The sequence below is a fragment of the Pseudomonas sp. TH07 genome (assembly GCF_016651285.1).
Classification (GTDB): domain Bacteria; phylum Pseudomonadota; class Gammaproteobacteria; order Pseudomonadales; family Pseudomonadaceae; genus Aquipseudomonas.
This window is the reverse complement of sequence record NZ_JAEKED010000001.1, coordinates 6,976,998-6,988,942: the sequence shown is the minus strand read 5'-3', so window position 1 is coordinate 6,988,942 and position 11,945 is coordinate 6,976,998. Positions and strand designations below refer to the sequence as shown.

Genomic DNA, 11,945 nt, shown 5'->3' with positions numbered 1-11,945 from the left:
CGCCCTATTGGCGATCAGTGCGGGTGGGCGTGTCGGGCATTTTCGGCGGCGCGCTCATGGCCGCCGAGGATGTTGAACAACAGGTTCAGCGTCAGGGCGCTCAAGGTCGCCATGGCGATCCCACTGTGGGTGATCGGGCTCATCCATTGCGGCAGGTGGGCGAAGAACTCCGGACGTACCACCGGGATCAGGCCCATGCCGATACTCACCGCCACCAGCAACTGGTTACGGCGATCGGCAATGTCGGCCTCCTGGAGAATCTTGATGCCGGTGGCCGCCACCATGCCGAACATGGCGATGGCCGCACCGCCGAGCACCGCGGCTGGAATCGACGCCACCAGGAATGCCGCCTTGGGCAGCAGGCTGAGGACGATCAGCAAGCCGCCGGCGACGATGGTCACCGAACGGCAGCGCACGCCGGTCATTTGCACCAGGCCGATATTCTGGGCGAACGAGGAGTGGGTGAAGGTGTTGAAGAAACCGGCAAAAAAAGACGCGCCGGCATCGCACAGCAAGCCACGGCGCAGCATGCGGGGCGTGACCTCTTGGCCGGTGATCTTGCCCAGGGCCAGAAACATCCCGGTGGATTCGACAAAAATGATCACCACCACCAGGCACATCGAAAGAATCGGTGCGAGGTGGAACTGCGGCATGCCGAAATGCAGCGGCGTGACGATCTGCAGCCAGGGCGCCTCGGCCATGCCGCTGAGATCGACCATGCCGATCAGCCCGCACAGCACGTAGCCCAGGCCCATGCCGATCAGCACCGAGATATTGACCCAGAAGCCGCGCATGAACCGGTGAATCAGCAAGATGCTGCCCAGGACCAGGGCGGCGATAGCCAGGTAGATGGGGGAGCCGAACTGAGCGGCGTTGCTGCCGCCCCCGGCCCAGTTCACGGCCACCGGAAACAGCGACAGGCCAATGGAGGTAATGACCGTACCGGTGACCAGGGGTGGGAAAAAGCGCACCACCTTGGACATGAACGGCGCGATGAGCATGCCGAAGAAGCCGGCGGCGATAGTGGCACCGAAGATCCCCTGCATGCCGATACCGGGCATGCCGGCCATGGCCACCATGCTGCCGACGGCGGCGAAGCTGGCGCCCATCATCACCGGCATGCGGATGCCCATGGGGCCGATGCCGAGGGATTGAACAACAGTGGCAATGCCGGCCACCAGCAGGTCGGCATTGATCAGGAAGGCGATTTCTTCACGACTCAGGCCTGCGGCCTGTCCGATGATCAGCGGCACCGCAATCGCACCTCCGTACATCAGCAATACATGCTGCAAGCCAACCAGGATCAGTTGCAGCAGCGGCAGGCGCTGAATCGCAGGCGCGTCGGGGATGCGCGGTTCGGATAACTCGGACATGCAACACCTCAGGTCTTTTTTATTCTTGTGATTTTGCGGCTGTGTGGTTGCCCACAGCCTTGTGCAACAAAGGCTGCGGTACCGTTTCCGGTAGCGCAGCCTTTCTCGGCATTACTTAGTTGGTCTGTGCCCCCTGGTTGATCCAGGCACCGATCAGGTCACGTTCCTGCTGGGTCATCTGAGTGATATTGCCCAGGGGCATGATCTGCGTGGTGATGGCCTGGGCCTGGATGCGTGCGGCCTGCTGGCGAATCTGCTCCGGTGTATCGAACATCACCCCGGCTGGCGCGGCACTGAATAGCGGGCTGGTGGGCTTGGCTGAATGGCAGACTGCGCAGCGTTCCTGGATCACGCTGTGCACCTTATCGAACGCGGGCCCGGCGCTGGACGCCTGGGTCGCGGCGGCTGGCGCGGCCGGTGCAGCGGGTTTGGCACCACCGCCCAGGGCGGTTTCCGGCAGGGGTTGGTAGTCGATCTGGCCCGCGGCCTTGACCACCGGTGCGGCGGCGGGTGCGGTCGCCGGACCGGTGACGTACGCCAGGCAAATCATGCCCAGGGCTGCCACGGGCAGGGTCCAGGCAAACTTGTGGCTGTTGTGGCGGGTGTTGAAGTAGTGACGTACCAGTACTGCCAATACTGCGATCCCGGCCAGGATCAGCCAGTTGTATGAGCTGCCGTAGGTGCTCGGGAAGTGGTTGCTGATCATGATGAACAGCACCGGCAGGGTGAAGTAGTTGTTGTGGCGCGAGCGCAGCAGGCCCTTGGCCGGCAGTGCCGGGTCGGGGGTGCGGTTTTCCGCGATGGCGGCGACCAGTGCGCGCTGGGCCGGCATGATGATGCGAAACACGTTACCGACCATGATGGTGCCGATGATGGCGCCGACATGCAGGTACGCACCGCGACCGCTGAATACCTTGCTGAAGCCGTAGGCGGCTGCAATCAGCAGCACAAACAGGATCAGGCCGAGCAGGGCTGGGCGCTTGCCCAGGGCCGAGTCGCAGAGGAAGGAGTAGACGAACCAGCCGATGAACAGCGAGCCGATACCGATGGCCACGCCTTCAGGGCCGCTCAGGCCGCTGCCCGGTGCCAGCAGGTACAACGTGGGGTTGGAGTAGAACACCACGCACAGCAGCGCGATCCCCGACATCCAGGTGAAGTAGGCTTCCCATTTGAACCAGTGCAGGTTGTCCGGCATGGTCGGCGGGGCCAGTTTGTATTTTTCCAGGTGGTAGATACCGCCGCCGTGGATCGCCCACAGGTCGCCGGCCAGTCCATCCTTGGGGTTGACGCGGTTGAGGTTGTTTTCCAACCAGACGAAGTAGAACGATGCGCCGATCCAGGCCACGCCGGTGATCATGTGTACCCAACGCACGCTCAGGTTGAGCCATTCCAACAGATGTGCTTCCACAGTCTTTACCTCTCGCCTGTCACCCTTGTTGTCGGGTGATCAGACCTTCTCTTATTGGTGGGGGGCGAGGATCAAACGCTCATCCTCTTTGAAAAAATGCTCATCGCAGTTATTGCCTGTGCCACTGCGATCAACCACCAGGAAGTCATCCCGCTTTTCGATCGTCAGCACCGGGTGGTGCCAAACGCCGCGATGGTAATTAATGCCCTGCCTGCCATTACTGACAAAGGCGCGGACCAAGCCCGATACAGGTTCATCGCCAAGTGGCGCGACCACGATCAGAAAGGGGTTGCCGAGCAGCGGGATGAAAGCCTGGCTGCCCAGCGGGTGACGCTCCAGCATGCACACGGTCAGCGGCATGTCCTGCGCGTCGGCGCGGAAGATGCTGATGATCGCGTTGTCTTCCGGCGTAGCGGTTTCGACCGTCGCCAGTTTGTGAAAGCGCATGGTCGAACCGTTGTTGATCATGAAGTGGTCGCTGCCGTCGGTTTCAATCACGTCACCGAAGGGGGCGAAGGCTTCTTTGGTCAGGGGTTCGATCATCAGTGTGCGCATGGCTGTCTCTTATCCGGATTCTGTGTTGTTTGTTCTGCTGTTGTGGGGAGGAGGGAGCAAGCTCCCTCTCCGCGGGGCACTGCTTATTTAGCGACCTTGCCCAAAATCCGCAGGCGGCTGACGCCACCGTCCGGGAAGATGTTCAGACGGATATGAGTGATTGGGCCCAGGGCCTTGATCTGCTCGGCGAAGGTGTGTTCGGCGTGCATTTCCAACTTCTGGCTCGGCAGCAGTTCACGCCAGAACAGCGACTGGGTTTCGATCTGGCTGTCGGTGCCGCCTTTGACAAAGGCACCCTGGATCGAGCAGCTGTCCGGGTAGTTGCCCTTGAAGTGCAGGGTGTCGACGACGATTTTCTCGACTTCGCCGGCATGGCCGAGGGCGACGATCACCCAGTCGTTGCCAGGGGTACGGCGACGTGCGGTTTCCCAGCCATCGCCCATGTTGATCCCTCGGCCCGGGTTGAGCAGGTTGCTGATACGGCCGAAGTGTTCATCGGAGCATGCCAGGGCGCGGCCACCGTTGAGGGCCGAGGCCAGGTCGACCTGTTCGTTGTCGCCAATCGCCGACCAGTCGCGAAACGGAATGCCGTACACCCGCAGGCGGGCCACGCCACCGTCCGGGTAGATATTGAAGCGCAGGTGGCTGAAGGCCTGGTCGTTGCTGATCTCGTGGTAGTGGTGGCTGTTGCCTTGCAGCTCGACGGCCGACAGCACTTCCACCCACTGGGTGTTTTCATTGGGCTCGCCGGAGGCCAGGAAGCAGGCTTCCAGGGAGGCCGAAGGCGGGAAGTTGCCGGTAAAGAATGAAGTGTCAATGTCCACGCCCTTGATCGAACCTGGCACGCCCAGGCGGATCACTGCGCTGTCGTAGCCTTCGAAGCGCTTGCGGCGCGACTCCCAGCCGTCCATCCACTTGCCGTTGTCATCGAAAACGCCCTCCTTCCATACGGCCGGGGTCGGCTGGAACATCCGGTTGGCATCGGCGAACCAGTCATCGGTCACCGAAATGATCTTGGTGCCCAGGCGGGCATCGGCCAGGTTGACGAACTTCTCGAAAGGTACGGCGTAAGCTTTCATTCTTCTTGTCTGCCTTTAATAAAGTGGCTGGGGATGCTTGCAGAGCCCTGGGAAACCGTTGCGTACGTGGTGATTTCTCGGGCTAAGGTCGCTATAGGGTCAGTAAACGGAACAGGGCGATCTTGTTGATCTCCGCCAGCGCGCATTTGAATTCGGTGTCCACCGAGTTGTGGATGCGCGTTTCGAACGCCGCGAGGATCTGATGCCGGTTGCTGCCTTTTACCGCCATGATGAAGGGAAACTTGAACTTGGCCTTGTAGGCATCGTTCAGCTCGGTGAAGCGAGAAAACTCTTCGGCCGTGCATTGGTGAATACCGGCGCCCGCTTGTTCGTTGGTGCTGGCTTCGGTCAGTTGGCCCTGGACGGCGGCACGGCCGGCCAGGTCCGGGTGAGCGTTGATCAGTGCCAGCTGGCTGGCATGATCGGCGCTCAACAGGATGTCGCTCATGCGCTGGTGCAGGGTTTCGATCTCGTCGATCGAAGCGTCCTGGCCCAGGTCGAAGGCCTTTTCGGCCACCCATGGCGAATGTTCGTAGATGTCGGCGAAGGCTTTGACGAATTCGTCACGGCTCAGGGTCGACGGTTTCAAGGTCTGGAACGCAGTCATTTGGCGGCTCCCTGGAAAGGGTGTACGTCATGCCAGTGACGGGCAATGTCTACGCGGCGGGTGAACCACACCTGGTCATGGCTCTTGGCGTACTCGATAAATCGCTTGAGGGCGGCCAGGCGCGCCGGGCGGCCGATCAGGCGGCAGTGCAAGCCGATAGAAAGCATCTTCGGTGCTTGCGCGCCCTCGGCATACAGGACGTCGAAGGCGTCTTTGAGGTACTCGAAAAAGTCATCGCCCTTGTTGAAACCCTGGACCTGGGTGAAGCGCATGTCGTTGGTATCGAGGGTGTAGGGGATCACCAGGTGCGGCTTGCCGGTAGGATTGTTCGGCTCCCAGTACGGCAGGTCATCGTCGTAGGTGTCGCAGTCATAGAGGAAGCCTCCTTCCTCCATCACCAGGCGCCGGGTATTGGGGCCGGTGCGGCCGGTGTACCAGCCCAGTGGGCGTTCACCGGTGATTTCGGTGAGGATGCGGATCGCTTCGAGCATGTGCTCGCGCTCCTGGGCCTCATCCATGTACTGGTAGTCGATCCAGCGGTAGCCATGGCTGCAGATCTCGTGGCCGGCATCGACCATGGCGTGGATCACATCCGGGTGGCGCTGGGCGGCCATGGCCACGGCGAAGATGGTCAGGGGGATGTCGAATTCCTTGAACAGCTTGAGAATCCGCCACACGCCGGCACGGCTGCCATACTCGTACAGCGACTCCATGCTCATGTTGCGTTCGCCCTGCAGCGGTTGTGCCGAAACCATTTCCGAGAGGAAGGCTTCCGACTCTTTATCGCCGTGCAGGATGTTGCGTTCGCCGCCTTCTTCGTAATTGAGCACGAAGGACAGGGCAATCCGGGCATTACCCGGCCAGTGAGGATGAGGTGGGTTGGAGCCGTAACCGATCAGGTCGCGTGGGTAGTCAGCGCTCACTGCAGTCTTCCTTCTTGTGCGTGATAACGGTGGCGTGGCGTGGCCTGAAAAAGAAAAGCCAGGCTGGCGTCACTGCGATGGAGTGATTGTATACAAAACTGTAATCACATTGTAAGCCTGAATTTTTGCATTTTTCATCGGTTACTGGCGCATTGTGATACTGCAAGAAACCTGCCTGACTGGTCAGCTAATCGACAATAGACCTTCTATTCCCATGGTGTGCCCGCCGGACGGTGGTTAAACGCTTTATGGCCGTTAGGTGACTTAATTTGTGATTTTTATTGTGTACAATTTTTTTGAAAAATGTCTTAATCAGTCGCTCGCCGCATTTTTTCAGGCCCTGAAAGGGTGCGGCCTCCTTATTAACTGACTCCGGGAGGCGCGAGGTCTGGGTGCTTGAAGCGCGCCAGCCACGCACAATCAATGGGACGTTTGACTACACACGTTTTGGATGCCGCACATGGCTGCCCTGGCAGCGCAATCAAGGTTGAACTGTACCGGGTCGAGGGAGCCCAGTTGGAGCTGGTCGCCAGTGCCCTGACCAACAGCGACGGCCGTTGCGATGCACCCTTGCTGCAAGGCGATGACTACCGTTCCGGGGTTTATCAATTGCAATTCCACGCCGGTGACTACTACCGCGCCCGTGGCGTTCAGCTACCTGAGCCGGCGTTCCTCGATGTGGTGGTGCTGCGTTTCGGTATCTCGGCTGAGCAGGACCATTACCACGTGCCACTGCTGATTTCGCCCTACAGTTATTCGACCTATAGAGGAAGCTAGGAGGCTCCCCCAAGAATCCTGCGCAAATAGCTTCTTTGGTCTTTCGCCCGCTCACACTGCGGGCTTTTTTTCGTCTGCTGAAAACCGTTGCCGGCAACCGCCCCCCGCAGGAGGCGGCTCGCCGATGTTGTCCTCAGCGGCTCAGCAGCGATGCCGCACCGGCGCCGCTGAACAACCCGGCGCTGATGCGGTTGAACCAGCTCTGGCCCTTGCCGCTGCGCAGATAGCGCGCGGCACCGTGTGCGCCAAGGCCGTAGGCCAGCTTGCACAGCAGGTCGAGCACGGTCCAGGTGGCGATCATGATCAGCAGCTGGGGCAGGAACGGCTGCTCGGCACTGAGAAACTGCGGCAGGAAGGCGGCGAAGAACAGGATGTCCTTGGGATTGCTCGCCCCCAGGACGAATGCGCGCCCAAACAGTGCACGAAAGCGCGGAGTCGGTGCAGCCTCGGGCACATGGGCCCCCCGGGAAGGCTGCCGCGATTGTTGCCAGCTCTGCCAGGCGAGGTAGAACAGGTACAGCGCGCCGACGATTTTCAGGGCGCTGAACAGCTGTTCAGAGGCCAGCAGCAGCGCACCCAGGCCCAGCGCCGAAGCACTCAGCAGGCAGATCGAAGCAAACACCCCGCCGAGAAACGCCGGGTACGAACGGCGCAAGCCGTAGTTCAGGCTGTTGCTGATCATCAGCAAAGACAGGGGCCCCGGAATCAGGATTACCACCAGCGCCGCGCCGCTGAACAGCAGCCAGGTTTCCACACTCATCACTTTCCTCCCAATGCACAAAAGCCCCACCCGACGGGGTGAGGCGGTTAAAACCGGTGTCGCCTACAAGAAAATGAACTTGGCGATAAAGATCGCGCACAGCACGTACAGGCTGACGGAAATTTCCTTGTGCTTGCCGGTCCCGGCCTTCAGCACCACATAGGTGATAAAGCCCAGGGCGATGCCATCGGCCACCGAGAACGTCAGCGGCATCATGATTGCCGTGACGATCGCCGGAATGCTGTCCGTAGCCTCGTCCCAATTGATATGGGCCATGCCGCCCATCATCAGCATCGCCACGTAAATCAATGCGCCGGCGGTGGCATAAGCGGGAATCATGCCGGCCAGCGGTGCAAAGAACATGGCAGCGATAAATAGCACGCCGACGGTGACCGCGGTAAGACCAGTCCGACCACCTGCCGCGACCCCCGCGGCGCTTTCGACGTAGCTGGTTACCGGCGGCACCCCGACCATGGCCCCAAATACGCTGGACGCGCTGTCGGCCTTGAGAGCCCGGGAGAGGTTTTCGATCCGGCCATCGGCGTTGACCAGCCCAGCGCGTTGGGCCACGCCCATCAGGGTGCCGGCGGTGTCGAACATGTGCACAAACAGAAAGGCCAGGACCACGCTGATCATGCTGACGTTGAACACCCCGGCGATGTCCATCGCCATCCAGGTTGGAGCCAGGCTCGGCGGGGTCGAGAGAATCCCGTTGTAATGCACCAGGTCCAGGCCCCAGCCGGCTGCGGTCACGGCGATGATGCTGATCAGGATCGCGCCGAACACCCGGTGGTAGCTGAGTACGGCGATCATCAGGAAGCAGATTGCTGCCAGCAGTGGGCCGGGTTCGCGCAACGAACCGAGCTTGATCAGAGTGGCCGGGCTATCGACGACAATGCCTGCGGTTTTCAGGCCGATCAGCCCAAGGAACAAGCCGACCCCGGCGCCCATGGCATAACGCAGGCTTACCGGAATGCTATTGAGCAGCCATTCACGCACCCGGGACAGGGTCAGGATCATGAACAGCACGCCCGAGATAAATACGGCGCCCAGCGCGGTTTCCCAGGTGTAACCCATGGTGCCGACCACGGTGTAGGTGAAAAACGCATTGAGGCCCATGCCCGGCGCCAGGCCCACCGGCCAGTTGGCGTACAACCCCATCAGCAGGCAACCGAGGGCGGCGGCGATGCAGGTCGCGACGAACGCCGCGCCATGGTCGATGCCGGCGTCGGCCATGATGTTGGGGTTGACGAAGATGATGTAGGCCATGGTGATAAAGGTCGTCAGGCCGGCAATCAACTCAGTCTTGACCGTGGTGCCATGCAACTTGAGTTTGAAGATGCGCTCCAGCCAGCCATGGCGCAGCGGCGGCGAGAGGTCGAGCGTAGGGGCTTCGGATTTGCGGCTTTCCACAGCGAGTACTCCTCAAGAGTTTTATTGTTATTTCCAGAACCGGACACGCGAAGGTGGGCAGCGGCTCTTTGAGGCAGGCAAGGCTGGCGGGTTTTGTTGACTGAAAGGTCAGGAACTCGCACGGAGCGAATTATGCGTTTGTATACAAAGAAAGCAAATAATGTTTTCTATATTGTATTCGAAAACTCCGGCGCAAAGGCTATATGCGCCAAAGGGTGACGCAAGGCCGCCAGGCGCGGCCTGTACCGGCAACCGTGCAATCGATTTTTTGGGGCCAGATCTGGCCCGGGGAGGGGATCAGCGGTTTTCGCCCAGCGCCTTGTTCACGGCCAGCCAACCATTCACGGCCGCCTCGCCGGCTTCGGCAAATGCGCGCTGCAGCAGTTTGACCTGCTCGCGGCGCAATGACTGCTCAAAGCGCACACCGTCTTCGCTCAATTCGAGCAGGCGTTTGCGCTTGTCGGCTTCGGACGCAACGCTGCTGACCAGGTGCATTTCCATCAATTGGCGCAATGGAATGTTCAGCGCCTGCTTGCTCACGCCCAGGGCGGCGAGCAGTTCTTTCACGCTCAGCCCCGGGTAGCGGGCGATAAAAAACACAATGCGCTGGTGCACCCGGCTCAGGCCTCGGCGTTCGAGCATTTCGTCGGCTTTGGCTGTGAACGCCTGGTAGCCGAAGAAAAACGCTTCCATGGCATCTTGCTGAGTGGTTTGGTTTTTAAGGTCAAGCATATTGACGTATCTGTCCGGCTCGGCGTAATTTCGGCCAAGCAGTTTGACGTATTTCCTTCAGCCTTCGCTAGCGGTGATCCCCATGGCCTTCTCCGAACGTGTCTCTCGTCTTAAAAGCTCCCTGATCCGTGAAATCCTTGCTGCGGCCCAGCGCCCGGAAGTGATGTCGTTTGCTGGCGGGCTGCCGGCCGAGGTGATGCTGCCGAAGATCGAGTGGGACGACATGCCGCTGTCCATGGGCCAATACGGCATGAGCGAGGGCGAACCGCAGCTACGTGAAATCCTCGCTGCCGAGGCCCGGGCCCTGGGTGTGCCGTGTGAGGAGAGCCAGGTGCTGGTGGTCAGTGGTTCCCAGCAGACCCTGGATCTGGCAGCCAAGCTGTACATCGACAAGGGCACCGAGATCATGCTCGAAGCGCCGACTTATCTGGCGGCGCTGCAGATCTTCCAGCTGTTCGGCGCTGACTGCATCACCGTGCCCCTGGAGGCCGACGGCCCGGATCTCGGGTTATTGCGTGCGCGCCTGGAACAACACCGGCCGGCGTTTATCTACCTGATCCCGACCTTCCAGAACCCGTCGGCGGTGCGCTACAGCGAAGCCAAGCGCGATGCGGTGGCGGCGTTGCTCGACGAATTCGGCGTGACCCTGATCGAAGACGAACCCTATCGCGAGCTGACCTTTGACGGCGGCAGCGCCACCCCCATCGTCAGCCGTTTGAAAAAGGCCAGCTGGATCTACACCGGCACGGTTTCCAAGACCTTGCTCCCCGGTTTACGTGTGGGTTACCTGATCGCCAGCCCGGACCTGTTCCCGCATCTGCTGCGGCTGAAACAGTCGGCCGACTTGCACACCAACCGTGTTGGCCAGTGGCAGGCGATGCAATGGCTTGGCAGCGAAAAATTCCAGCAGCACCTGCACGAGTTGCGAGCTTTTTACCGGGTGCGCCGCGATGCATTTCAGGCCGCACTGCAGACTCACTTCGCGGACCTGGCGGATTGGCAGGTGCCTCAGGGTGGACTGTTTTTCTGGCTGAGCTTGAAACAGCCGCTGGACACCCGCACCTTGCTCAAGCCGGCGCTGGAACAGGACGTGGCTTTTATGCCTGGCGAGCCGTTCTTTTCCGAGCCGGACCGCAATCCAGGTCATTTGCGGTTGAATTTCAGTCATATCGATCCAGCGCGGCTGGACGAAGGTCTCAAGCGGTTGGCCGCCGTAGTACGTCAAGCACAGGCTGCACAAGCAGCCTAAGGGGAGGGCCATGTACAAGGTTTACGGCGATTATCGTTCAGGCAACTGCTACAAGATCAAGCTGATGCTGCACCTGCTGGGGCTGCCCTATGCCTGGCAGGCGGTGGATATCCTCAATGGCGACACCCAGACCGAGGCCTTTCTGGCCAAGAACCCCAACGGCAAGATTCCGGTGCTGGAACTTGAGGACGGCACCTGCTTGTGGGAGTCCAACGCGATCCTAAACTTCCTGGCCGATGGCAGCCGGTTCTTGCCCAGCGAGCCGAGATTGCGCACCCAGGTCCTGCAATGGCAGTTTTTCGAACAATACAGTCACGAGCCTTACATCGCCGTGGCGCGTTTTATCCAGCTGTACCAGGGCTTGCCGGCAGAGCGGCAGCATGAATACGAAAAACTGCAAAAGCGCGGCTACAAGGCGCTGGACGTGATGGAACAGCAACTGAGCCGCACGCCCTACCTGGTGGGCGAGCAGTTCTCGATTGCCGATATTGCGTTGTATGCCTACACCCACGTGGCCGATGAGGGTGGTTTCGACCTGGTTCGCTACCCGGCGATCCAGGCCTGGATCCAGCGGGTACAAAGCCAGCCGGGGTATATCGGGATGTTTGACTGAACCTGCGCAGCCGCCGGACCGGGGCTGAGCAGCCCCGGGGTTGGCGACCTCAAGCCGCCTGGAAGCGTTTGTCGAGGTAGTCGATGATTACTTTGGATTCATACATCCAGGTGGTCTGGCCGTTTTCTTCGATGCGCAGGCACGGGACTTTGATCTTGCCGCCCTGTTCCAGCAGGGTCTGGCGGTCCTGTTCGTTGTTTTTCGCATCACGCAGGGCCACCGGCACGTTCAGGCGGCGCAGGGTGCGGCGGGTTTTCACGCAGAACGGGCAGGCATGGAACTGGTACAGGGTCAGGTCCTTGGCGGCCTGATCGACCTGGGCCTGGGCGGCGGCAGGGCGCTGCTGCTTGCGCGGGCGGGTGATGAAGTCGATGAGGATGATGAGTTGGCCCAGGCCGACTCGGAGCGCTTTGACAATCACAATTACAGCCTCTTGCCCATGAATGAAGGGGCGGC

The 11,945-nt window shown here is 60.6% G+C and carries 13 protein-coding genes; 3 read left to right on the top strand and 10 right to left on the bottom strand.

Annotated elements, in window-relative coordinates; genetic code table 11:
* Positions 1-14 precede the first annotated feature (14 nt).
* From JFU57_RS31765 to puuE, 6 genes are all read right to left on the bottom strand, one after another.
* On the bottom strand, positions 15-1,373 hold the full coding sequence (locus tag JFU57_RS31765; protein WP_078470745.1) for a nucleobase:cation symporter-2 family protein: 1,359 nt from the start codon (positions 1,371-1,373) through the stop codon (positions 15-17).
* A 115-nt stretch (positions 1,374-1,488) separates the two neighbouring features.
* Positions 1,489-2,781 carry a urate hydroxylase PuuD gene (locus JFU57_RS31760; RefSeq protein WP_201131940.1) on the bottom strand — a complete coding sequence of 431 codons (1,293 nt, stop codon included), beginning with the start codon at positions 2,779-2,781 and terminating at the stop codon, positions 1,489-1,491.
* Between the two features lie 51 nt (positions 2,782-2,832).
* Positions 2,833-3,336 (bottom strand): ureidoglycolate lyase, encoded by a 504-nt coding sequence (locus JFU57_RS31755; protein WP_020299583.1) that lies wholly within the window; start codon positions 3,334-3,336, stop codon positions 2,833-2,835.
* 83 nt (positions 3,337-3,419) lie between these two features.
* Positions 3,420-4,415 (bottom strand): allantoicase, encoded by a 996-nt coding sequence (alc, locus tag JFU57_RS31750; RefSeq protein ID WP_020299584.1) that lies wholly within the window; start codon positions 4,413-4,415, stop codon positions 3,420-3,422.
* Positions 4,416-4,506: 91 nt separating this feature from the next.
* The gene (gene uraD / locus JFU57_RS31745; RefSeq protein ID WP_078470743.1) at positions 4,507-5,022 is read right to left on the bottom strand and encodes a 2-oxo-4-hydroxy-4-carboxy-5-ureidoimidazoline decarboxylase; all 516 of its coding nucleotides are present in this window, start codon (positions 5,020-5,022) and stop codon (positions 4,507-4,509) included.
* On the bottom strand, positions 5,019-5,945 hold the full coding sequence (gene puuE / locus JFU57_RS31740; protein ID WP_078470742.1) for an allantoinase PuuE: 927 nt from the start codon (positions 5,943-5,945) through the stop codon (positions 5,019-5,021). Before puuE ends, uraD begins: the two co-directional genes overlap by 4 nt.
* A gap of 423 nt (positions 5,946-6,368) precedes the next feature.
* On the opposite strand from puuE, the gene uraH reads away from it, so the two are divergent.
* On the top strand, positions 6,369-6,722 hold the full coding sequence (gene uraH, locus JFU57_RS31735) for a hydroxyisourate hydrolase (RefSeq protein ID WP_078470741.1): 354 nt from the start codon (positions 6,369-6,371) through the stop codon (positions 6,720-6,722).
* Positions 6,723-6,855: 133 nt separating this feature from the next.
* On the opposite strand, the gene JFU57_RS31730 is transcribed toward uraH, so the two are convergent.
* The 3 genes from JFU57_RS31730 to JFU57_RS31720 form a co-directional block, all read right to left on the bottom strand.
* The gene (locus tag JFU57_RS31730) at positions 6,856-7,482 is read right to left on the bottom strand and encodes a LysE family translocator (RefSeq protein ID WP_078470740.1); all 627 of its coding nucleotides are present in this window, start codon (positions 7,480-7,482) and stop codon (positions 6,856-6,858) included.
* A 63-nt stretch (positions 7,483-7,545) separates the two neighbouring features.
* Positions 7,546-8,895: an NCS2 family permease gene (locus JFU57_RS31725; protein WP_020299589.1), complete on the bottom strand. Its 1,350-nt coding sequence runs from the start codon at positions 8,893-8,895 to the stop codon at positions 7,546-7,548.
* A gap of 297 nt (positions 8,896-9,192) precedes the next feature.
* Positions 9,193-9,627 (bottom strand): MarR family winged helix-turn-helix transcriptional regulator, encoded by a 435-nt coding sequence (locus JFU57_RS31720; protein ID WP_201131939.1) that lies wholly within the window; start codon positions 9,625-9,627, stop codon positions 9,193-9,195.
* Between the two features lie 82 nt (positions 9,628-9,709).
* Between JFU57_RS31720 and JFU57_RS31715 the strand changes: the two genes are divergently transcribed.
* Together JFU57_RS31715 and JFU57_RS31710 are read left to right on the top strand one after the other, a co-directional pair.
* Positions 9,710-10,876 carry an aminotransferase-like domain-containing protein gene (locus tag JFU57_RS31715; RefSeq protein WP_201131938.1) on the top strand — a complete coding sequence of 389 codons (1,167 nt, stop codon included), beginning with the start codon at positions 9,710-9,712 and terminating at the stop codon, positions 10,874-10,876.
* Positions 10,877-10,886: 10 nt separating this feature from the next.
* Entirely contained in the window at positions 10,887-11,489 is a 603-nt protein-coding gene (locus tag JFU57_RS31710) for a glutathione S-transferase family protein (protein WP_078470737.1), read from the top strand.
* Between the two features lie 49 nt (positions 11,490-11,538).
* On the opposite strand, the gene JFU57_RS31705 is transcribed toward JFU57_RS31710, so the two are convergent.
* Positions 11,539-11,910: a glutathione S-transferase N-terminal domain-containing protein gene (locus tag JFU57_RS31705; protein WP_020299593.1), complete on the bottom strand. Its 372-nt coding sequence runs from the start codon at positions 11,908-11,910 to the stop codon at positions 11,539-11,541.
* Between the last annotated feature and the right edge of the window lie 35 nt (positions 11,911-11,945).